The sequence below is a fragment of the Photobacterium sp. genome (genome assembly GCF_057456235.1).
On record NZ_JBVCPH010000003.1, the window covers coordinates 236,026 to 258,920 of the forward strand.

General features: G+C 43.8%; 21 protein-coding genes and 2 pseudogenes. 15 read left to right on the forward strand and 8 right to left on the reverse strand.

Going from position 1 to position 22,895, the window contains the following annotated elements; genetic code table 11:
* Window positions 1-55: 55 nt before the first annotated feature.
* Window positions 56-1,804 (reverse strand): Lon protease family protein, encoded by a 1,749-nt coding sequence (locus AC2204_RS05410; RefSeq protein ID WP_318924457.1) that lies wholly within the window; start codon window positions 1,802-1,804, stop codon window positions 56-58.
* Between the two features lie 197 nt (window positions 1,805-2,001).
* Here AC2204_RS05410 and matP point away from each other — a divergent pair, with 197 nt between their 5' ends.
* The 3 genes from matP (at window position 2,002) to AC2204_RS05425 (ending at window position 3,362) form a co-directional block, all read left to right on the forward strand.
* The gene (matP, locus tag AC2204_RS05415) at window positions 2,002-2,478 is read left to right on the forward strand and encodes a macrodomain Ter protein MatP (RefSeq protein ID WP_318924458.1); all 477 of its coding nucleotides are present in this window, start codon (window positions 2,002-2,004) and stop codon (window positions 2,476-2,478) included.
* Window positions 2,479-2,571: 93 nt separating this feature from the next.
* Complete coding sequence (locus tag AC2204_RS05420; protein WP_318924459.1) at window positions 2,572-2,877, forward strand: DUF3634 family protein; 306 nt, start codon at window positions 2,572-2,574, stop codon at window positions 2,875-2,877.
* Window positions 2,878-2,969: 92 nt separating this feature from the next.
* Window positions 2,970-3,362: a PPC domain-containing DNA-binding protein gene (locus AC2204_RS05425; protein ID WP_318924460.1), complete on the forward strand. Its 393-nt coding sequence runs from the start codon at window positions 2,970-2,972 to the stop codon at window positions 3,360-3,362.
* Between the two features lie 80 nt (window positions 3,363-3,442).
* On the opposite strand, the gene AC2204_RS05430 is transcribed toward AC2204_RS05425, so the two are convergent.
* Window positions 3,443-3,688: a hypothetical protein gene (locus AC2204_RS05430; RefSeq protein ID WP_318924461.1), complete on the reverse strand. Its 246-nt coding sequence runs from the start codon at window positions 3,686-3,688 to the stop codon at window positions 3,443-3,445.
* Window positions 3,689-3,968: 280 nt separating this feature from the next.
* Here AC2204_RS05430 and AC2204_RS05435 point away from each other — a divergent pair, with 280 nt between their 5' ends.
* On the forward strand, window positions 3,969-4,697 hold the full coding sequence (locus AC2204_RS05435) for a PilZ domain-containing protein (RefSeq protein WP_318924462.1): 729 nt from the start codon (window positions 3,969-3,971) through the stop codon (window positions 4,695-4,697).
* A gap of 331 nt (window positions 4,698-5,028) precedes the next feature.
* Here the strand turns inward: AC2204_RS05435 and AC2204_RS05440 are convergent.
* Together AC2204_RS05440 and AC2204_RS05445 are read right to left on the reverse strand one after the other, a co-directional pair.
* Window positions 5,029-6,275 (reverse strand): annotated as a pseudogene (locus AC2204_RS05440) (DASS family sodium-coupled anion symporter).
* A gap of 496 nt (window positions 6,276-6,771) precedes the next feature.
* Entirely contained in the window at window positions 6,772-7,005 is a 234-nt protein-coding gene (locus AC2204_RS05445) for a hypothetical protein (protein WP_318924463.1), read from the reverse strand.
* A 350-nt stretch (window positions 7,006-7,355) separates the two neighbouring features.
* Between AC2204_RS05445 and AC2204_RS05450 the strand changes: the two genes are divergently transcribed.
* Window positions 7,356-7,952, forward strand: a complete 597-nt coding sequence (locus tag AC2204_RS05450) for an outer membrane beta-barrel protein (protein WP_318924464.1) — start codon at window positions 7,356-7,358, stop codon at window positions 7,950-7,952.
* Between the two features lie 199 nt (window positions 7,953-8,151).
* Window positions 8,152-8,649 (forward strand): GNAT family N-acetyltransferase, encoded by a 498-nt coding sequence (locus AC2204_RS05455; protein WP_318924465.1) that lies wholly within the window; start codon window positions 8,152-8,154, stop codon window positions 8,647-8,649.
* 334 nt (window positions 8,650-8,983) lie between these two features.
* Here AC2204_RS05455 and AC2204_RS05460 read toward each other — a convergent pair.
* From AC2204_RS05460 to AC2204_RS05470, 3 genes and pseudogenes are all read right to left on the reverse strand, one after another.
* A pseudogene (locus AC2204_RS05460) lies at window positions 8,984-10,275 on the reverse strand (ISNCY family transposase).
* 447 nt (window positions 10,276-10,722) lie between these two features.
* Window positions 10,723-12,798, reverse strand: a complete 2,076-nt coding sequence (locus tag AC2204_RS05465; RefSeq protein ID WP_318924466.1) for a response regulator — start codon at window positions 12,796-12,798, stop codon at window positions 10,723-10,725.
* A gap of 3 nt (window positions 12,799-12,801) precedes the next feature.
* Window positions 12,802-13,992 (reverse strand): FIST signal transduction protein, encoded by a 1,191-nt coding sequence (locus tag AC2204_RS05470; protein WP_318924467.1) that lies wholly within the window; start codon window positions 13,990-13,992, stop codon window positions 12,802-12,804.
* Between the two features lie 150 nt (window positions 13,993-14,142).
* Between AC2204_RS05470 and AC2204_RS05475 the strand changes: the two genes are divergently transcribed.
* Window positions 14,143-14,868 (forward strand): SDR family oxidoreductase, encoded by a 726-nt coding sequence (locus tag AC2204_RS05475; RefSeq protein WP_318924468.1) that lies wholly within the window; start codon window positions 14,143-14,145, stop codon window positions 14,866-14,868.
* 77 nt (window positions 14,869-14,945) lie between these two features.
* Here the strand turns inward: AC2204_RS05475 and AC2204_RS05480 are convergent, their stop codons facing one another.
* On the reverse strand, window positions 14,946-15,389 hold the full coding sequence (locus tag AC2204_RS05480) for a hypothetical protein (protein WP_318924469.1): 444 nt from the start codon (window positions 15,387-15,389) through the stop codon (window positions 14,946-14,948).
* Between the two features lie 275 nt (window positions 15,390-15,664).
* Between AC2204_RS05480 and ccoN the strand changes: the two genes are divergently transcribed.
* The 8 genes from ccoN (at window position 15,665) to AC2204_RS05520 (ending at window position 22,841) form a co-directional block, all read left to right on the forward strand.
* On the forward strand, window positions 15,665-17,092 hold the full coding sequence (ccoN, locus tag AC2204_RS05485; RefSeq protein WP_318924470.1) for a cytochrome-c oxidase, cbb3-type subunit I: 1,428 nt from the start codon (window positions 15,665-15,667) through the stop codon (window positions 17,090-17,092).
* 12 nt (window positions 17,093-17,104) lie between these two features.
* Entirely contained in the window at window positions 17,105-17,713 is a 609-nt protein-coding gene (ccoO, locus tag AC2204_RS05490; protein WP_318924471.1) for a cytochrome-c oxidase, cbb3-type subunit II, read from the forward strand.
* A gap of 11 nt (window positions 17,714-17,724) precedes the next feature.
* A complete protein-coding gene (locus tag AC2204_RS05495) occupies window positions 17,725-17,907 on the forward strand; it encodes a cbb3-type cytochrome oxidase subunit 3 (RefSeq protein ID WP_318924472.1) in 183 nt (60 codons plus the stop codon).
* The gene (gene ccoP / locus AC2204_RS05500; RefSeq protein ID WP_318924473.1) at window positions 17,904-18,884 is read left to right on the forward strand and encodes a cytochrome-c oxidase, cbb3-type subunit III; all 981 of its coding nucleotides are present in this window, start codon (window positions 17,904-17,906) and stop codon (window positions 18,882-18,884) included. Before AC2204_RS05495 ends, ccoP begins: the two co-directional genes overlap by 4 nt.
* Window positions 18,885-19,005: 121 nt before the next feature.
* The gene (locus AC2204_RS05505) at window positions 19,006-19,497 is read left to right on the forward strand and encodes a FixH family protein (protein ID WP_318924474.1); all 492 of its coding nucleotides are present in this window, start codon (window positions 19,006-19,008) and stop codon (window positions 19,495-19,497) included.
* Entirely contained in the window at window positions 19,494-21,926 is a 2,433-nt protein-coding gene (locus AC2204_RS05510) for a heavy metal translocating P-type ATPase (protein WP_318924475.1), read from the forward strand. The genes AC2204_RS05505 and AC2204_RS05510 overlap by 4 nt, the downstream gene beginning before the upstream one ends.
* A complete protein-coding gene (ccoS, locus tag AC2204_RS05515; protein WP_318924476.1) occupies window positions 21,919-22,152 on the forward strand; it encodes a cbb3-type cytochrome oxidase assembly protein CcoS in 234 nt (77 codons plus the stop codon). Before AC2204_RS05510 ends, ccoS begins: the two co-directional genes overlap by 8 nt.
* Complete coding sequence (locus AC2204_RS05520; RefSeq protein WP_318924477.1) at window positions 22,149-22,841, forward strand: sulfite exporter TauE/SafE family protein; 693 nt, start codon at window positions 22,149-22,151, stop codon at window positions 22,839-22,841. Before ccoS ends, AC2204_RS05520 begins: the two co-directional genes overlap by 4 nt.
* The last annotated feature ends 54 nt before the right edge of the window (window positions 22,842-22,895 follow it).

A 22,895-nucleotide genomic window follows, 5' to 3' on the forward strand; every position in this document is an offset into this window, starting at 1 on the left:
CTCTAAGAAATTATAGGAGCAATTTAGCTTACACGTGTAAGCTAAACAACTCGGATCAGTGCTGGACAAACCAGTTGCGAATAATCGTTAACCAACTGACTTCATTGATGACATCGCCATGATGAAACACATCAATACGTTCAGCAATTTTAGCAAGTATAGTATCAGTATCCAGCTCGTCGCCTTTGAATGCCTTGCCTGTTAGCAATGGAATAGCGTCATCAACGCTTTCAACCGCCCAGATATGGAATTTTCCGGACTTGATTGCCTCGATAACTTCATCATTCAGGCAAAGGTTTCCTAAATTTGTTTTCGGTAAAATGACACCCTGATGGCCGGTCAGGCCGCGATGTACACATACCTTATAGAAACCTTCAACCTTCTCATTAAGGCCGCCTACAGCCTGAACACGGCCAAATTGGTCAACCGCGCCCGTAACAGCAATTTGTTGATTAATTGGCTGCATAGAAAGTGCAGAGACCAATGAACACAGTTCTGCCAGCGAGGCACTGTCACCGTCGACTTCACAATAAGATTGTTCAAAGACAATTGAGGCGGTAAAGGGCAATGCATGATCCAGATTGAGCGCGGCACTGACAAATGCCTGCATAATCATCATCCCTTTGGCGTGAAGATTACCACCCAGCTCGGCTTTGCGCTCAACATCCGAAATGTCGCCTTCACCAAAGTGGACTACACAAGAAATTCGGGCTGGCTCACCATAGGCTTTGGGATGTCCGGGAACATCGACAACCGTCAGGCCGTTGACCTGACCAATCTCTTCCCCCTGACACGCTATAACAACCTGACCCAGGTGGATATCTTCAATAGCGCGTTCTGGCAAATATGATTCGCGGTAATCACGGGCCTTCATCGCTGCGTTAAAATGGGTTACGGTAATTCTATCGCCCTGAGATTCAATCGATGCTTCCGATAGCAAACTCTGATGCCACAGAGGGCACAGAGGAACGCGGCTTTTATCTTCGGCATAACGGGCACCTGTTCTTAATAGAGCGGCCAGGGCGTCGCTGTCAGCCAAATCGGGCAGCTTCGCCTTGTGAACCAGATCTTTAACGTAAGAAAGGTAAAGTGGTAAGGTTTCATCACTCAGCAGCAGATCTTGCTCGAATTCACCGTACATAGAAAAGCCGGATGTAATATCGGGTTCTGCATTTTCAAGTTCAGCCATCAAGTAACGATCGCCGATCAAGACCAACTTCACGTTCAGGCTTTCAGCTGGCGGAATAGGATAGAGCGTTTTATGAGAAGCAGGCTGCCATTCAAGCGAACCATTCATTAAGACGCTTTTTAGGCGTGGCCACAATGTCGGGTTACCCAAAATGCTGGTAACGGAAAGAACCAAATAGCCACCATTCGCTTGATGAAGCAAACCATGCTTAACTTGCGCTTTGCTGATTTTACCGTCTTCAGATGGGGGATAGACGGCACCAAAAAGAGTCAGCTCTGTTACATTTTCACCAGCAATGATGATCGAAGATTCATTATTCTGATTCTGGTTATTGATTTGACTCTCAGAATCATCTTGCTGATATTTAATTTTTTGATTTATTGCGTCATATTTTGCCAACAGTTCGATCACGTAGTCGCGATAAACTTTGTTATCGGGCGCGGTGATACGTAGAACACGGGGCTGTAGTTCAACAGCGGTGAACCGGCGTACGGCATCGCTAAGACGGTCTTGCAAAGTACCTGTAGGGGCAAATGGCAGATTATCATAACCTTCCAGAATAGCTTGATACTTTGAGTAATCTGGGGTCATTGTACGCCAGGATTCTTGCTGCATAGACTTGTGCTTTCTTTCGTTACTGTGAAAAGGACTGCAGTATAAAGGAATCAATGGCTTCATAATAGGCAGATATTGACGATATTTAGCCTTAGATAAAACAATCAGTTAAATATCATAAAGGTAATTGAGCTTTTATGTGCCAACAGTTACACTGTCACTACTAAGTGTAGACTTTTTGAGAATAACTCACGTATATGAAATATCAGCAGCTTGAAAACCTCGAAGCCGGTTGGAAATGGACTTATCTGGTCAAGAAATGGAAAGAAGGCGATAAAGTCACTCGTTATATCGATACGAGTGAGGCGGAAGCCGCTATTCAGATACTGCTTACTATTGAGCATGACCCCACTAAAGTCATTGAGTGGATTAGTAAGCATATGTCGCCCGAGCTTGATAAAAAGCTCAAGCAGGCCATACGCGCCAAACGTAAGCGGCATTTCAACGCCGAGCAGGTACATACGCGTAAAAAGTCTATCGATCTTGACTTCCGCGTTTGGGAAAAACTGGCTGAAAAGTCGAGAGAATTAGATTCGACATTATCCGACACTATTGAGTTTTTGTTGAGTGAGAGTAGTCGCACGGAAACGGTCAGTAAAAAAGTCTTGGATATTCGTAAAGATTTGCATGAACTGTTAGATTTCGATGCACCTGATTTTGACCCTCTCGATTAAAGATTGCCTTGCATCACAGAGCTATCGGGTTCGCAGATAAAATTCTCGATTTGATATACGCTTAAAAAAACATACACAATTAGGAGTTAATGGATGGAATATGTCATTTTACTAGCCATTGCGGTGGCCTTTCTTGTGTTTAAAGATCGTCCGGTAATAGTATTGAAGTTTGATAATGGTGAGCTTATCCATTCAAAAGGAAACATACCGAATGGCTTTCTGATAGGGTGTAAAGACATTGCGCACAAATACCCGTTTTCGGGGCAAGTCAAAGTTTATAAAAACCGTTATACAACGAAATTGGTCTACTCAAAATCGGTACCCAGCAAGATTAAACAGCGCATTCATAATATCTTTCCGCATTCCGGTTCGAATAAAAAGCAAGGCCGGCGTGCCTGACACTCCTTTCTGATCGAAATGGCTTCTTTATGAAGCCTTTTTTGATAGCCGATTTTTATCCCCATTCGAATATCTAAAAGTGGCCTTATTCTATGATTCAACCCCACGCATTTCGTTTAACAGAAGGGAACGATCTTAAATCTTCCGTTCTTGCCTATGTCAAAGCCCATTCGATTAAAGCCGGTTCATTGCTTACCGGTGTCGGTTGCTTGTCAGAAGCGCAGATAAGGCTTGCTGATGAGACGAAAACCTTATCTTTAAACGGGCCTTTAGAAATTCTAACGCTCTCTGGAACGTTAACCCCAGAGCATGTCCATTTGCATATCTCTGTTGCAGACAAAGCCGGTCAGGTCTTTGGTGGTCATTTGGTAGAGGGATGTCCGGTCTCATATACGGCTGAAATTTGTTTAGTCAGTTATAACACCCTGACATTTTCACGCGAACCTGATGGCAAAACAGGATTTGATGAGCTGGTGGTTATCTAGGTTGTCTATTGATTTGTTATTCCCTGAAATTCTTAATACTAGCAACCACTCAGCATTAAGAGTTTCAGGTTTTGCCTCGATTATTTGATGGCGTTGTGCAGGGCGTTTTGGCTGGCCAGGTAGTTAGCAATCATTTGTTTGAGCTGTTCCAACTCTTCTTCCGCTTTAATTCTACGCTCTTTCTCTGCTTCATATTGCTTACCTAAATCAACCGCTAAGTAACCCCCTTTAATTAAAGCCTTGGTCGTAACATTGCTATTGGTTAATGCTTTAAGATCTTCGATCATAAAATAATGCGGATCTAGATCCCTGATGGTGATTGCCATCATACCGCCTATGAATTGCTAATAAAGAAGCATTTTAACGTTTAAACTTCTAATTGAAAATCAAAAGATTGCATTTGTCCGGGATCGCATCCGATACGATTAATAAAAGTGATTGCATTTTTAACTGAGCTCAATAACTCGATAGCACCAAAATATGACCTGAAATGAAACCTTATTATAAAACTATATTCCTAATCGACTATTTCATAAAAGACACATTTATATTAAAATATCTTATTAATCAATATACTAAAGAAAGTGCCAGACCGGTAGGATGCCCTTGACTCAGAATGGAAATGACTTAAAACAACGACTCTTATCTAAAAAGCGAGAACAAACGGTTCGAGGGATCCGTGGGGTAGAAATGATCAATCATGGCAGTCTTGTCACGATCAGTGTGAAAACTCCCCTGGGACGGTTGTTTAGGTGCGAGACAACATTCATCGGTTCCGATGGTACAGAACATCTTGTGTTTGTGCTGCCGAAGTTAACCCCGCATGATTTAGATGACTATTTTTGCGAAGGTTTTTGGATAACAGTAAAGGCAATATCTGACAGGGGCGAAGGGGCAATCGTTAATTTTAAAAGCACGGTAGCATATGTTATCAATAAACCGATTGGCTTATTATTATTAAAGATCCCCCAGGTAATGTCTTTAATGCAGTTGCGAAGTGAGCCTCGCTATGAGGTTAAGTTACAGGGTCATATACCAATTGTGAATCGTAATCTGCTGGTGGATTTCAAAGATCTTTCGGTAAAAGGGTGTTGCTTTCAATTTGGCCTTAATGGCCCAACATTTGATGCCGATGACGAGATCACCATTACGGTAAAAAATCCAAGCACTCCACAACATTATCAACTAACCGGTATTGTACGTAGCATGCAAAAAAATGGCGCATTGAAAAATTGCGGGGTGATGTTTGACAGTCAAGGACAGCACAGAGCGAAACAGTTATTGGCCCAACTTATTTTTGATGGCTCGAGATTATCATTCAATCATAAAGGGTAAGATGAGATATCGAGGTGTATTAAAATAAGTATTTTTAACATCCTAACGCACTATAACTTTATAGTCTGAAACTAAATAAAACAAAATTTGTTTAGATGATTAAACGAGCCATTATTTATATAAAAAGTACTAAGTCTAATAAAATAAAAAGTGCGATCTTTGCTTTGTTACCCTGTAATAAAGTCTTGGTCATCGGAATTCAGGGCAAGACTTTTATATTACGTGACCCTGTGACGAAACTTCCTGAAAATAATAGGGGCTTCCGGCCATTTTATGGAAGTACGTTTTTTCAGAGATATCAAAGAAGCAGAAAAATACTGGTCTTATTCTGCTATTGCCAGAACAGCCAGGCAAACATAGAGAGCACGACAATACAGGCAATGTTAAGAACAACACCGACTTTCATCATCTCGCGCTGTTTGATATGGCCAGAACCAAACACGATAGCATTGGGTGGGGTTGCAACAGGCAACATAAATGCACATGATGCGGCAATACCGATCAACACCGATAGGATCACTGGTGATACGCCCAGCACTTCAGCTATAGAGGCGAATATAGGTACCAGCAGAGCGGCACTTGCGGTGTTACTGGCAAATTCTGTCAGGAAAACCACGAAAGCAACCACAATGACAAGAGTGAAGAACAGACCGGCTTGTTCGAGGAACCCACTCAGACTGTGGGCCAGAAAGGCACTTGCGCCAGTTTCCTTGAGTACATTACTCAGACAGATCCCGCCTCCAAACAGCAGTAAGACGCCCCAGTCGGTTGATCTCTCAATATCTTTCCATTCAACCACCCGAGCAAAACCCAACATCACAATAGCAAACAGAGCCACGAGACTGTCAAACTGACTAAAACCGCCAAGGTAAGCGTTCAGGGGAGTACTAAAAACCCACATGGAGACAGTTACGGCGAAGATAACCAAAGTGGTGAGTTTGGCATTGTCCCACTTGACTGGCTCGTGGGTTATTTCAAACGTATGCTCCAGGTTTGGCTTTAGCATCAAATAGAGCAGGCCAACCGTCAGGGGGAGTAGAACGAGTGTGAGAGGCAAACCCAGTGCCATCCATTGAGTAAAACTCAACCCCACTTCAGCTGCCGCAATGGCGTTTGGAGGGCTGCCAACGATAGTGGCAATACCGCCGATACTGGCGCAATATGCTATTCCAAGCAGTACAAAGACATAGGTGTTATGGCCATATGACCTTTGGCTATCAGCAATACTTTATCGGCGATTGCTTTATCTAGATCTTGGCGATGCATCGCTGACGCCAGCGAAAAGCCACCAAGAAAAAGGAAAATGATCGGATTAGCGAAGTTGCCGAGAGCCTCAGGTGTTTTAAATACTCCCAGTCCTACAGCCAGAAAGGGAACTAAAATGGCTGTGATACTAACGTGAATGGCTTCTGTTAACCAAAGTATGGCAATAAAGGTTAGCAGACTGAGACCAACTACAACATTGGCTTCAAATGGCAAAGTGTTTAACATAACTACAAACAGTATGGCATCAGCAATAAAAATCAGACTGTTGCGGTCAAACAACCAATTTTTTATAGCGCGACTTAAGGTTGTCATAAACTTTCCTTAGTACGTTATGTTTATTTGATAAATGACCTATTTACAGCTGCTTCAGGCGGCATACTTCAGTTGTGATCAATATAATTATTGCACAGATGTATCCACTCGTTAGCGATATTAATAATTAAAACCAATGTGTTACATCACTCGTTCACTTCTTTGGCCGGAGTTCTTTACAAACGGCTACGATGCTTTCAATTTTCAATGTTGGATTGAATAGCTGGTACTCGTTACAGGGCCGACTTGTTAAGAGAACGCACAACGTTCAATTAGCTATTTTAATCCACAGAATCAGTGGATAACTAATGTCAGGCCAGAGTATATCGGTGATCAAAATCATAACCCTGTAACGTAAAAATCGTCCAGTGGATGCATTAGAGATAAGTTAAGGTTCAGTTGAATGCTCCTACCTGGCTAAAAAAATCCGGAATCAATGACTTGATTCCGGATTTTTAACTACCTTCGCATTTAGTATTTAATTGCTTTACAGATGTTATTGAAAATAAGTAGATTCTAGTTCTAATTGTGCTTGCTCCAATAAATTCATCAAAGGATCGACTTCTTGATACTGACCGGTAACGATAGCAAGCCGTATCTTACTTTGCTGAGCCTTAACGTTCTCTTTACACTCTTGTCTTTTCATCAGAGAACGTAAACCGTCAGCTTGATTAAAAGACTTATTAACTGAACTCATCATCACCCCACAGAAATTTTCACGAATATGCAACTGATCACCCTAAAAACATTAGCACCTAGCACATATTCTTGCCAATAAAATTAAATCAATATAAATGACGTGATGCGACACGTAACGCTAGGGAACTTGGGTTACAAAGCTGCAATCGCGGACTTTCCATATCTAAAGGATAGGGAAGTTGCTTGGTTTTCTTAGTCTAAACTTTAGGCAAGCCTTATCTTTCTCTTGAGTGACCGCGTCACTTTTACGAAAGAAAACTAGACCTTAAGAAATACCAGACACTGGTTTACACACAAAAGGACATGATGGGAACCACCCCCCGAGATACAGAACTCAATGTAAGAACCTAGGTGTACTTCATACAGCAAGGAAGATTGAAAATGAAACGAACTCTGATTGGATTAAGTATTATCGCCGTATTCGCTTCTGCTCTAGCAAGCGCTGAATCCCACTATGTTAACGCCACAGTTCAGGTAGATAACCCAAAGAAAGGATACATCGGTGGCTCATTGGGTAATACAAAGCTTGATGTATCATCAGAAGAAAAAACACTTAGAGAAAGTGAGGGGGGTTCTTTCAATGATACGGATACTGGTTTTAAGTTATTCGTCGGTTTTCGTTTTCATGAGAACTTTGCAGCTGAAGTGTTTTATGCTGACTTAGGTAAGTTATTGCTTGAAATTAGTGATTTGAGATATACCAGCTCTACTTATGGGGTTTCTGTCTTAGGGATTTTACCTGTGGCTGAACATTTTGAACTTTTCGGTAAAGTAGGGTTTCATGAAACGGATACTGTTGGCGACTCGGAAATTTTAACGTTAATCAATGAGGTTGGCACCAGAAACGGCCCACTATTTGGTATTGGTGCGGCATACAATATAAATCCAGTCTCAATACGAGCTGAATATGAACTATACGAACTTGATGCCGCAGAAGACGTTTCTATGATGTCGGTGGGTATTGCATACAACTTTTAGCGACTTAAGGGATTATTAGAAAAGCACCAAAACAGGTTTGATTCTTCTAGGCAGTGCGATGCCACTGTAGGTCATTGATTATAAATGCCAAAAGGAATAATATGATGTAAGTGAAAGTTATCAATTAGATGGATTATTTATCTTGTTATGTCGAGACACGAAACCAAATCATTGAATATAATGTTAGGCATAGGAAAATATGAATCTCATACAATTAAATCCAATTCAGCTTGATAAGCTTATTAAGTTGGATGAGAAACCTCAAAATTTTCTGTGCTTAGAGGGGGCGATTCCTCCTGGGCATGTCTTGGTTCGTTCGATCAAATATTGTGATAAAGCGATGGATAAAATTTGGGCTCTTCCATATTTCATCCAAAAAAGTAGTCAAATTATTGGTTGTTGTGGTTTTAAAGGTGAGCCTAATAGTAATCGTGTTGAAATCGGCTATAACGTGGCACTAAATGCCCAAGGTTTAGGTGGCGCTACTGCTGCTGTGAAAATACTCAGTCAGATTGCATTTGATTCTGGTGTTATTAATACTGTTGTGGCTTTGATCTCTTCAAGCAATGTGGCTTCGTTGAATGTCGTTCGAAAGAATGGGTTTTTATACAAAGAAATGGTTATCGACGAAGATGGCGAACAATTGGAAAGTTGGGAGTTACATCGTCTTTTCAAACACTTGGAGTCAAATGCCTAACAAAAGTATCATGGTGACGCATTACACTCGGCATTTGCATTTTTGGTTAAAAACCCGAAATCGCGGTTTTTTCATGCCCAGAGGCTAGGGAAGTCGCTTGGCTTTCTTGGCCTGAGCCTTACGGTAGGCTTTCTTTTTCTTTTTGGTGACTGTGTCACTTTGTATTGCTTTAACCCGGTGACCACCACGGGGAACCGCAACGGCGTCACTACATTGGATCGCACCGGCACATAGTCCAGCTCGTACATACGTTTAAGGGCGTGATACTTATCAAACAAATGTCTCCTTTTAAGGTAGTTCATCCTGCTCAGAAACTGGTTGTAGAGTAGGGAAGTCAGCCTTTCTTGGTGCTGGGTTTGAAGTCTTCAGGGTGTATTAAAACCGGGTTAATAGTGCGGAGTTGCTGTTGGACTCGTTGTTGCGCCGTGCGCTTTGGCATTCTTTTACTGCGCTCGCTTTTGCCTTGTTGCTCCACGGCGCCTAGTCGCTTGTGATCAACAATACTGCCTTGGTCAATCTTCGCCAATTTATCAAAGACTTTAAAACCGAGTTTTCGGTGGCCGTACTGGATTGCAATCGTACCATCGGGATAATCCAACACTTTTACCGCCTCTTGTGCCAGTCGGCTGTTTTCTTCAGTAGGATCAATCAGGTAGAGAACCTTGTCGTACTGAAAAGTCAGTGATTTCGATAGCTTACGTACTTCGTGCCAGGCAAAGACATCGTCCAGCTCTGACGGTGCGATGCATGTCTTTGGGATAACAGGCCGGTTTAGCAAACCGCCGGTTAAAGTCAGCAATGAAGTCGGGGAGCCAGGTATTCGTTTGCTCAATCGTATCAATACCCTGAAGGCGCATTTCTTTGACTAAGCGATCCTGTAACGTTTTGTTCGCACGTTCAACGCGACCTTTGGCCTGTGAACTGTTGGCGCAGATTAGTTCGATATTAAGGTCATTGAGCACACGTCCAAACTGGGTCAGTCGCTCAGTCTGAGCATCGCGCTTGCTGACATGAAAGACAGTATGGCGATCGCTGTAAAAAGCCATTGGTTTACCGTGCTGTTCAATATATTCACGCGTTGCAACCATGTAGTCGAAGGCGGATTCGGTTTCACTGAAACGAAGGTTCATCAAACGGCCCGTGGCATCGTCAATGTAAACCAGCAGGCAGCATTTCGAGCTGAGACCTTCAAACCAGTCGTGGTGAGAGCCGTCGATTTGGATCAGTTCACCCAAACAATCACGGCGATGGCGAGGCTGATAGACACGTGGCTTACGTTTGGTGTGCGGAACCCACAGGCCGTTAGCGATCATCCATTGACGCAGGGTTTCCAGAGAGATTTTAATTCCGTGGCATTCAGTGAGTTTTTCATGGGCCAAAATCAAAATATTGTTTGTGTATTATATCGAGGCAGCTAAGCTGAACATCTTCATTAATTTTATTCGAAGATGGTAAGCCACGGCGCTGATGAGTAATACCAACAGCCCCAAGCTTGCGAAAGCGAGTAATCAGTCGCTGAACTTGTCGAACACTCAGCGATAGAATATGTGGAGCATCTGCTCGTCGGATTCGTTTATCACAAACATCTCGGATAGCATTCAGGCGTAAAATCTCTTTGTCATTCATAGTTACCAACATCGTTTGTTAATCTCACATCGACCAGATAGATACTGATCACCGTAGGAAAAACAGGACATTTTCACTTTGCAGAAAAGAGACACTTTAGCTTTGTGGCTACACTCTTAGTGCGCATTATGTATATTATGTTAAATGATTCTCGGGGAACCATAACTTCATGAGTAAGGAGCCTGCTCTGTTATATCAACAACTTATAAACCCCCAAAACTCATTGGAAAAATGGATATTGTGTGTCTACTATAACTTCATTGAACATAATTGTATTTACCATAAAATAGGTAATTAACACTTACTTTAAGCTCTTCTGCAAATGGTCAGTTTGCCTCGATCTTCAAGTTCGTTACTAATTACCGAGCTGAAAACTGTCATAACATTTGCCAGATCCAGATCTGTGCTTAGGCATCCGTGATGCAAAATGGTTTGGGAACAGAAGATTTAAGCCAGCATCTGGTATTTACTGAGTATCTCGTTGAGTTCGGCTGAGCGTATCGGCTTGGCTAAGAAATCATCCATGCCCGCTTTTTCGCATTGGTCTTTATCTGATTGCATCGCATTAGCCGTTAACGCGATTATTGGTATCTGAATGTCTTTTTCGCGTAACAATCTTGTGGCTTGTAATCCATCCAGTACTGGCATTGAAATGTCCATTAAGACAATATCAAACTGCTCATGTTCATTTTGTAATACTCTAACTGCTTCGTCACCGTTATTTGCGATTTGTACTCGGTGGCCGCGCTTTTCAAGCATGAGCTTGGCGACAAGTTGATTGGTATTACTATCTTCAGCAAGCAAAATATTAAGCGATCGTTCTGACGCTGATGACTGCTGTGATAACTCTTTAATCGTTGTTTCTTTGACAGGTATAATTGGAATTGAAACGGTGAAGCAGCTCCCTACGTTTAACGTGCTGCAGAGCGATATTTTTCCGTTCATTTTATTAATCAGATGCTGGCTAATTGCGAGCCCCAATCCTGTACCGCCATAGCGTCGAGTAATGCTGCCATCGGCTTGAATAAACGGATTAAACAGAGTCTTCTGAGCTTTGGCCGCAATGCCTATACCGGTATCGCTCACCGCAATTTCAACTTGTTCATCAATAGTTTTAACGACGACTCGAACAGAGCCCGAGTTGGTGAACTTGATCGCATTGCCAATCAGATTGAACATGACCTGTGCCAGTCGGTTTTTATCGCAAAGCATACTAATAGGTACAGATGGATCTATGTCTGACGTTAGAGCGATGCCTTTCCTAGTCGCTTGCTCTCGCAATTGATTCATAACAAGATTAATACAGTCGGCAAGACACATCTCAGCACTAAATAATTCAAAATTACCAGACTCAATTCGTGACAAATCTAAAATATCATTGATGATCGTAAGAAGCAGTTGAGCAGATTGATCCATCTGGTTCACCCATCCTACCTGCTCATGGTTGAGACCTGAGTCAGATAATGTGTCCATCAAACCTAATACTGCATTCAATGGTGTTCGGATCTCATGGCTCATCATGGCCAGAAACTCTGATTTGGCCTTGCTGGCAGATTCAGCTTGTTTTCGCGCTTGCTGTAGTTCAAACAAACGTTGTTTGCGATGGGTAATGTCTTTGGCTGTTCCCCGATAGCCAATGAGTTTTCCTTGTTTATTGAAATACGGGGTACCACTCAAACTCACCCACAATCCCCCTTCATGTTCGGGTAATTGCCATTCTAAATCTTCGAAAGCTTCTTTTGTCTCTAATTTTTGTACTAGCTGGGCCCGTAATTCTAATTGCTCGCCAAATATTTCAAAAATGCTATTTTCATCAATGATATGGTTTGCTATCTGAGGAGCTGATATATAGGTAAATTGATAATCGGTATCAATTTCCCAAAACCAATCACCGACCGTTTTCGCAAAATCTTTGAATCGTAGCTGGCTATGAGTCAGTTCTTGCGTTCGGGCCGTGACAAGTGATTGAAGACGTTCTCGATAATCAATATCAATAATTGCACGCTCAAGCAAAGGACGAAAACGGTCCAATACTCGGCGGCAGTGCGGTGTAAATTGACTTCGCTCAGAATGGAAAAGAAGGAGTAATGCGTCCCCTGTGCTTACTTTGACCCCTGTCATTAAAGCTGACTGACAGTCATTAAGCATCTCCGAACTCAATGGTTTAAATTCATTAACATTTTTTGGTGAAAACAACGCCACACTCTCACCATTCAGGCAACGGGAAAAAGTGTTTTCTACCGTCCAGACACTGGATTCAAAAACCGGGCAAGTCGTTACCAGTTCTTGTAGCTGTGAATTTTCATCATCTCGGGTAAGAACCAGTGCATGCTCGAAATCAATGTACTTTCGTAGTACGGACAATAAACTATTAAATACCTGTCGTTTATTGTTAGCACCCGCCATGGCGGAGATCCCGGCAAGAATCGCTGAATTTTCATCCCTTAATTGCTTTTCTCTATCCTGACTCCGCAATAAATCAAGTAATGTCTCTTGTAGTTTCTCTGATTCAAAACTTGGCATTTATTAATCCCTATGAAATAAAACAGCTGAGATCATTAAATTGCCATGCGCATTCTCGCCACCAATAAATTGCCCTTGTTCACCAAATGTGAATGGGCAGACAAAAGGAGCTGCATGCATGGCCCGATTCACATAATGGGCGACTTGATGCATTCTATGTTGTACTTTTAACATGCAACCGGCACAGTATATGGTGATCCCGCCTATGGGATCTAACTCCCGACTGTTATTGAGGTCATTAGCCGAATCAATGACCCTACCCGCTCTGGTAACCAGGCGTTCTTCAGTGCCTGCCATCAAATAGACTCGTTCGCCTTCCTCGACCGTAGCAAACAGCTCAATCCCCCCTCTTTTCGTGACTGTTCTCGGATGAGCGAGTTTAAAATAGGGTAAATCATGTACTTTTCCCGCCACTCGCCCTAAGGGACTTAAAGTGCTTAAGCTACTTTCGCTAATAATGCTCTCGGTATTGTCAGTGTTTGCGTTTTTATCCAGCCAGTTCTGATACATTTTAATGGCGGGTTGGTTATCCAGTTCAATAATTTCCCGCCCTTCGACACGAGTCACTATGGCTGACATGCCGGTAGAGGCATAACCAGAATGAAACGAATAGCTCACTTGGCAGGAAGGATAAAACACACATAAACCTACGCCATTTTGGGTGCTTTGCTCATGAGTAAATAACTTCCAGTTCCCTTGTGCAAAATCATCAGCAGCACTGCCCCCGATAATAGGAACCGAGGGACCAAGCTCATGTTCTATCCCCTTGATAATGTCTTCTTCGTTTCCTGGCGTTGCATGCAGTAAAATTAAGGCCGGAAGTTCGCCGGGTCGGCCGCTATTTTCAATTGCGCGTAATACCGCTTGGCGAGCTATGTCGAAGGGAGCTTGATTGGTTGAGACAATGGCGGTGCCAAATGCACCGGTGTTGTCATTTATTGCCCATAGTGCAATACCTTCGCCACGGTTATAGCCTTCATCGGTCATAACTCCCTGACAAGACGAACACCCTAATATCTGTGCGTGAGGATAGGCTTGCTGCAGGCTTGTCTGAAGCAGACTCTCATCATAATGTTCTGAAAAATAGACTAATACCAGCTTGGGGTTCGCTATTTTCAGATCCAGCTTGCTGATAGCATCTGAAATAGCATGTTCGGATAAATGAAAGGCAGAGAAACTGGTTGCTATATCCATATTGATTTACTGTTAATTATCACTTTTTTCCATAATAGACACTTTTCACTCAGCAATCAGTAAGTAATCTCATTTTATGACTAAAGTCTGATGTTTATTAGCCGCTAATGAATAATATCAGAGCAAACTGTCGAAAACTGAAGGGAATCAATGACGAGTAAAGTAATTTTGGTGACGGGTGGTGCGAACGGTATTGGCAAGGGTATTTGCAAAACACTCGTTAAGACTAATGCGATTGTCATCGCGATTGACATGAATGAAGAAGCCGGATTTGAATTGGTTGCAGAAGAGCCTCGGATTCGATTTCGGTGTGCGGATGTTACCGTTGAATCAGAACTTGCTGCGGTGATTAGCGAAATTGGTTCGCAGTTTGGTCAATTAGATGGGCTGGTCAATAACGCTGCAATAGCCAATCCTTATAATTCTCCTTTAGATCTATTAGATATTTATGATTGGAACCGGGTGCTGCAAGTTAACTTAACTGCGCCTGTAATGTTAACCAAACTTTGCCTACCGTTACTGAGAGAGTCAAAAGGTGCGGTGGTTAATATTAGCTCAACTCGCGCACAACAGTCTGAACCGAATACAGAAGCCTACAGCGCATCCAAAGGAGGACTGGTTGCATTGACGCATGCCTTAGCAAACAGTTTAGGGCCTGATATCCGGGTTAATTGCATCTCTCCGGGCTGGATCAATACAGCAGATAAAACATTACGCTCTGTTGATGAACAGCAACACTTAACAGGACGAGTTGGCCATGTTGATGATGTCGCTTCTATGGTAACGTTTTTGCTCAGTGAACAATCTGGATTTATCACCGGGCAAAATTTCACCCTGGATGGCGGGATGACGAAGAAGATGTTTTATGCCCCATAAAAACAGATGACATTAAGGCGTAGTTTGCCACGCCTTAATGTCATATAGATTGGTGCTGCCAGCGTCTCAACTTTAAATTATTTTATCACGGTAAATTTCACAATAACCTTTTTACCGCCCTGCTCCAGATTCATCCGCCAGTCCATTTTAGGGTGAACACAAGCCGGAACACTAAAATGTCCCAACCAAACGTCCCCTTTTTGTTCAAAAATGACCGGTATCGTCCCCATAAACATATCAATACCTTCAACGGTGGCCGTCGGCTTAACATTTACGTTACCGATTTGTACGATCAGGGGGGATTCCGCGACAGCGGGCGAAGGCGATAAGATGATCTCCAGCTCTTGTTGTTCCTCTTCGAATACACACGTTCCAGCTTTAACCTGACATTGAGTAGCCTTGTCATCTGCTGGTTTCGAGTCATTATATGTAATTGTTCTCCATACAAATGCCGCCATTAAAACTGTCATTAAAAATATGATTTGAATTAATCGGGCTTTTGTTAGTTTTTCTGCTGCCATTTTTCCATACTTCCCGTGTTACAGGTGTCAAAGTTTTCAAATAAATGTTGCTTAACCGTAAATGACGTGTGGGCATTACGCTGTCATTCAGTTGTTAAGTGAAGTATTATTGGCATTGAAAATGCCACTTTTACAATAAAATAGCAATTTGATTGTTGAGTTGTTTGAAAAAGCAACAAGACATTTAACAAGCTTTGGGTGGCATTGCGACAACTCGTTGTTCGCACAAGGAAAGTAAGAGTGTAGTTAAAAAATTCAAAGTGGAAGCATGCAATATGAGCGAAGTAAAGCAGCTTGAAGAAAGCTACAACTATACGGTCGTACGTCAATTTACCTTAGTCACCATACTATGGGGAATTGTCGGTATGGGCGTTGGTGTATTAATTGCCGCTCAGCTGGTGTGGCCAGCGCTAAACTTCGATACCCCTTGGTTGACATACAGCCGTCTGCGTCCATTGCATACTAATGCAGTGATCTTCGCATTCGGTACCAGTGCGTTATTTGCTACGTCTTATTACGTAGTTCAGCGTACTTGTCAAACAAGACTATTCGGTGGGAAGTTAGCAGCGTTCACCTTCTGGGGCTGGCAAGCAGTTATCCTTTCCGCGGCAATCTCACTGCCGATGGGCTGGACCTCTGGTAAAGAATACGCAGAGCTGGAATGGCCGATTGATATCGCCATTACAGCTGTATGGGTAGCCTATGCCATTGTCTTTTTCGGTACCATGATCAAAAGAAAGACCTCGCACATTTATGTTGCGAACTGGTTCTTCGGTGCCTTTATTTTAACGGTAGCAGTACTTCACATTGTGAATAGTCTGGCTATCCCCGTCTCTATGACTAAATCCTATTCGGTTTATTCAGGAGCCGTGGATGCGATGGTCCAGTGGTGGTACGGGCACAACGCGGTAGGTTTCTTACTTACAGCGGGCTTCTTAGGCATGATGTACTATTTTGTTCCTAAGCAAGCCGGTCGTCCTGTTTACTCATACCGTCTATCTGTTGTGCACTTCTGGGCACTGATTTCGTTGTATATCTGGGCTGGTCCTCACCACCTTCATTATACTGCCCTGCCTGACTGGACTCAGTCGCTAGGTATGGTGATGTCGCTGGTTCTGTTTGCGCCATCATGGGGCGGCATGATCAACGGTATCATGACGCTTTCCGGGGCCTGGCATAAGCTGCGTTATGATCCAATCCTCCGTTTCTTAGTGGTTTCATTGTCTTTCTACGGTATGTCTACCTTCGAAGGCCCGATGATGGCGATTAAGACGGTCAACGCTCTTTCTCACTATACTGACTGGACCATCGGTCATGTTCACTCTGGTGCGTTAGGTTGGGTTGCAATGGTTTCTATCGGTTCTATTTATCACCTGATCCCTAAATTGTTTGGCCAAGGTCGTATGTACTCAGTAAAACTGATCAACGTTCACTTCTGGCTGGCAACGATTGGTACGGTTCTGTATATCGTAGCAATGTGGATTTCCGGTGTTATGCAGGGCCTGATGTGGCGTGCGGTCAATACAGACGGCACCCTGACATATAGCTTCGTAGAGTCTCTACAAGCGTCCTATCCGTTCTACTTTGTTCGTTTTGTTGGTGGTTTCATCTTCCTGAGTGGCATGTTCCTAATGGCGTACAACGCCTATAAGACCATTTCTGCGCCGAAAGAAAGCCTGCAAGCAACAGAACAACCAGCATAAGGAGTTCGACAGATGAGCAATCGTCATGAAATTGTAGAAAAGAATGTCGGCCTCCTGGCGATCCTTATTGTTATCGCCATCAGTTTTGGTGCGCTGGTAGAAATTACACCGCTTATTTATCAGGAGCAGACGACAGAGCCGGTTGAAAATCTGCGCCCTTATACGGCGTTAGAAATGGAAGGTCGTGACATTTATATCCGTGAAGGCTGTAACGTTTGTCACAGTCAGATGATTCGTCCTTTCCGTTCTGAAACAGAACGCTATGGTCACTACTCCGTTGCCGGTGAAAGTGTATGGGAACACCCGTTCCTTTGGGGCTCGAAACGTACTGGCCCTGACTTAGCTCGCGTTGGCGACCGATACTCTGATGACTGGCACCGTGTGCATTTGCGTGATCCTCGCGCTGTTGTACCTGAGTCAAATATGCCTGGCTTCCCTTGGTTGGAAGAAAATGAGCTTGATGGAAAACTCACGTCTAAAAAGCTTGCTCTTTTCCGAGATACTTTTGGTGTTCCGTACACTGAAGAGCAAGTTGCTAATGCCAGCGAAGACGTGAAAGGCAAGACTGAAATGGATGCTGTTATTGCTTACCTTCAGTCACTTGGTCACGCGATGAAATAAGGAGATACCACATGGATATTATAACCATTCATAGTGTTTGGACTGTTGTGTTGTTCATCAGCTTCATTGGTGTTTTCTTTTGGGCATACAGTAAGCGCCGCAAATCTGACTTTAATGAAGCTGCAAATTTGGTGTTTGCAGATGAAGATAAAGATTTGATTACGCGTGAGAATGACAGGAGTCAGGAAGCATGACTACGTTTTGGAGTCTATGGATTAGCGTCATCACTATTGGCAGCCTGGTTGCTATTGCTGGCCTGCTTTACTGGTGTAGCAAAGATACCATGGGTGTTGAAGAAGGCGAAGATATGGGGCACGAATACGACGGTATTCGTGAAATCAATAACCCACTGCCTAAATGGTGGTCCTACATGTTTTGGGCCACGTTAGTCTTCAGTGTGCTTTATTTATTCCTTTATCCGGGATTAGGTAATTACAAAGGCTTTTTAGGTTGGCAAAGTTCAGATCAGACCGTTCGTTCTATTGAAGAGTCTCGCGTATCTGTCGCTAGCGCCCAACAAGACAAGCGCTTGGATCAATATGCAAAAGAGTTGGATGAAGCTGAAGCAAAATTCGGTGAAACATTTAAAACTCTGGCATACGACGAGTCAGGTAACACCCTGCTTCCTATTACGGAGATTGCCGGTAATTCAGAAGCAATTAAAGTTGGCCAGCGTCTGTTTATTCAGAACTGTTCGCAATGCCATGGTTCTGATGCTCGTGGCCAAGCGGGCTTCCCTAACCTAACCGACGATGCCTGGTTATATGGCGGTGAGGCTGAAACGATCAAAACAACCATCATGAATGGTCGTATTGGAGTGATGCCGGCCTGGGGAGATGTGCTGGGTAAAGACGGGGCTAAAGAAGTCACTAGTTATGTACTTAGCCTGTCTGGTCGAAAAGTGAATGCCAAAGAGGCAGCCGCGGGTAAACAACGCTTCGTTGTTTGTGCAGCCTGCCACGGTACAGATGGTAAAGGTAACCCTGCATTTGGTGCCCCTGACTTAACGGATAGCACTTGGCTGTATGGCGGTTCTCGTCGCGCGGTTGAAGCGACGGTTATGCATGGTCGTCAAGGCGTGATGCCAGCATGGAACGGTGTATTGGATGAAGATAAAATTCAACTCATTTCTGCCTATGTATGGAACTTGACTAACGATACCGACAAGTAGTATTTACTTTTAATAATCAGTTACATGTTAATGATGAAATTAGCAATAATAACTGAGACATAATACTTGGCCCCTGTTATTTTCAGGGGCTAATACCCTCTATTCTTCAAAGGTAATCATCATGCAAAAGCCATGGTATAAGCAGTTTTGGCCTTGGTTCGTTATTGCTATTCCTGCAACGTCGGTAATCTACAGCCTTACCGCTGTCTATATCTTTTCCCAAAACCAGGTCGATCTTGTTGCAGAAGATTATTACAAGGAAGGCAAAGCCATTAATGTCGATCTTTCTCGCCTGCGAGTCTCTGATGCATTAAAGCTGAAAGCTTCGGTTAATGTTGATGAAAACAGTATCGTATTGAATTTTGATAAAGGTGATCTCGCAGCCTATCCAAACTTGCGTGTTACCTTTACCCACCGTACGCTGGCCAATAATGATTTCACCCAGATGGTCAGTGCCGATCTGAAAGGAACTTATCGCTTTAACGCCCCAGAGCCTCTGCAGGGCCCTTGGTTTGTTGAGCTTGAACCATTTGATGGCGATTGGATGTTGCAAGGTCGTGTTAACTTACCAACGTCCGACCCGATTTCGTTGTACGGGCAGATCAAGGAATGACAACAGATACAAACAGAATTATTGACTGTTATCATTGCGGTGATCCTGTTCCGCAGGATTGCCACTATGAAGTTGAGATCCTGGGCAAAACGCGTGATATGTGTTGTCCCGGGTGTCAAGCTGTCGCAACAACCATCGTTGAAAGCGGGCTGACCTCTTATTATGAGTACCGTACCGCGCCGGCGGAAAAAGCCGAGTTAGTTCCGCAAAAACTAAAATCGTTATTACTGTATGATCATGAAGAAGTTCAGCAGGAATTTGTTCGTGATGTCGAAAACAGTAAAGAGGTCTCCCTCTCCCTTGACGGTGTTTCATGTGCGGCATGTGCCTGGCTCATCGAAAAGCAGTTAATGCGTGAATCAGGGGTCGTTTCAATTCGGGTCAATACCACGACTCACCGGGCCTTACTAAAATGGGATCCTGCAAAAGCCAAACTCAGTCATCTTCTTTCTGCCATTCATCAACTGGGTTACAAAGCCGCACCTTTTGAAGCTGATGCTCAAGAGCAGCAATATCACAATGCCATGAAGCAATACCTTTATCGCTTAGGTGTTGCCGGTATTGCGACCATGCAGGTCATGATGCTCGCGGTTGCTTTATATTTTGAAGTGTTCGGTGATTTAGATACCGAATTCAGAAACTACCTTCGTTGGGTCAGTTTAATTTTTGCCACACCAGTACTGCTCTATTCTGCCCTACCTTTTTATCTCAATGCCTGGCGTAATATAAAAGCCCGAACCCTGGGCATGGATGTTCCTGTCTCGATTGCGTTATTGTTTGCCTACGTCGCCAGTTTATATGCCACCGTGATGGAGAAAGGCGAAGTCTTCTTCGAGTCCATCTCGATGTTTACCTTCTTTCTCTTGCTTGGCCGTTTTCTTGAAATGCGCGCCCGCCGCCATGCTGCAGCAGCCAGTGCAAACTTATTGAAATTAGTTCCTGCAATGGCCACGCTGAAAAATGGCTCTCAGGTTGCGGCGAAAACATTGAAAGTCGGTGACGTTGTCACTATTCTTCCAGGTGAAAGCGTGCCTGCCGATGGTGAGATTTTACAGGGTGAAACAACCATTGATGAATCCATGTTGACCGGGGAACCGATGCCGGTCCCGCGCCGGGTCGGTGAACAAATCTTTGCCGGAACCATTAATGGTGAAGGTAACATTACGCTTAAAGTCATGCAGGACCGTCAGAATTCGTTGATTTCCAACATTGTCCGCCTGCAAGATGAAGCACAGATGTCGAAGCCGAAGGTGGCCGTTCTGGCCGATGTCGTGGCACGTTACTTCGTCGCTGGGATCTTGATTATTGCGGCGGGTACATGGCTGTACTGGCATCAACACCGACCCGACGATGCGCTTTGGATCACCCTGGCGGTTTTGGTTGCGACCTGTCCTTGCGCCTTATCACTCGCCACCCCAACGGCATTAACATGCTCGACGTCAAGTTTAGGGCGTTTGGGCATTCTGCTTCGCCGTGGTCACGTGCTCGAAACACTGTGCAAGGTTAACCAGTTAGTCATTGATAAAACAGGCACTCTAACGGAAGGCAATGTTCGCCTTGTTGATACTCAGCTATTCGGTCATTTTACCCAGCTACAGGCGCTGTCTTTTGCTGCAGAGCTGGAACAATTTGCCAACCACCCTATTGCCAAGGCATTTGCTGCTTACCGTGGCCGATCTATCGAAGACGAAGATTTCCGATATGACTTTGAGTCTGTTGAAAATGTGATTGGTTGCGGTTTGAAAGGCCAGCGTAACCGTCAGGAATGGCGGATTGGCCAACTTCCGTTTGTACTGGAACATAATCCTAACGCTGAAGTACTGATAAATAGTGCGGATAATAGCTACCAGGTCTGGATGTCATGCGATCGCCAATTGGTGGCTGCATTCAAATTAGACGATCCAATTCGTCATGATAGTGCAGAGCTCGTTCAGCAATTTCAGACTGCCGGCATTCAAGTCACGATGTTAACGGGTGACAATTCTATCAGCGCCCAGGCTGTTGCAGACAAACTCCAAGTCAATAAGCTCGTGTCAGGTGTCACACCAGAAGGAAAACTTGCTTATTTGCGTAGCCTTGAGACAACTGATGTCGCCCTTATGATTGGTGATGGTGTCAATGATGCACCCGTGCTGGCCGGTGCCCACCTGTCTGTCGCCATGGGCGGTGGTACAGATGTTGCGAAATCATCGGCAGATATGGTGCTGTTAGGGGATCAGCTCTCACGAATTTTGCGCGCACGACAGCTGGCTTTGCGCACCAAAAAAATCATCCGTGAAAACCTGCTTTGGGCCTTGGGGTATAACCTCGTTATTCTACCGCTGGCGGTTGCAGGTTTTGTTGCTCCTTACATTGCGGTGGTTGGCATGTCAGCCAGCTCAATCATTGTTGTATCAAATTCTTTAAGGTTATTAAAAGAAAATGGCTAGTCTTTATATCTTAATACCGATTGCCATTGTGTTTGTCTGCATTGCTGTTGCGATCTTCTTATGGGCAGTAAAGTCCGAACAGTTCGAAGATCTGGAGCGTCAGGGCTATAATATTCTGTTTGATGAAAATGAACCCGATGCAAAATCGACGGTGCAAGATCAGACATCAGACCATAAGGCAGACGATCGCATAACGAAAACAAATGATACAGGCACGCCGTCGTGAACATCGACTTCTATGCAGCCTTTATCATTGGCCTGATGGGGGCCGGACATTGTTTCGGTATGTGCGGCGGTGTGGCCGCGGCACTTACCTTAGGCATGCCGGGCCAACATATGGCAGAGAAAAAACGGCATAACCGCTGGCTTTACCTTGTCTGTTATAATTTTGGCCGATTGATCTCTTATGCTATTGCCGGTGCAATTATTGGTGGCGCTTTCGCGGGGATGGCAGCTTATAGCGGTTATGCGACGGCTCTGATCTCACTACGCATATTTGCAGCTATTATGATGATCTGCCTTGCGCTGTATTTGGGGCAGTGGTGGCAAGGATTAACCAAAATTGAACATGTCGGGCAATTTTTCTGGCGCTTTATTTCACCGACAGCGAAATCATTATTACCGTTAAAGTCCCCGCTGTCTGCCCTGCCTTTTGGCTTGCTTTGGGGCTGGTTACCATGCGGATTAGTTTACTCAACACTGAGCTGGGCAGCCGTATCTGGCAGTGCCTTTGGCGGGGCAAGTGTTATGCTGGCATTTGGTTTAGGCACGCTTCCTGCAATGCTTCTTGTGGGCTCAGTTGCCGAACAGTTGAAGCGGTTATTGAGAAATTTATTTTTCAAACGTGCAAGTGCCTTACTGTTACTGACTTATGGCATCCATACTGGTTACATTGCAATCAAACAATTATTGTGAGGTTTTTTAATACTCGTAATAATGCTTCATAATATGTTAAAATATTGACCTACA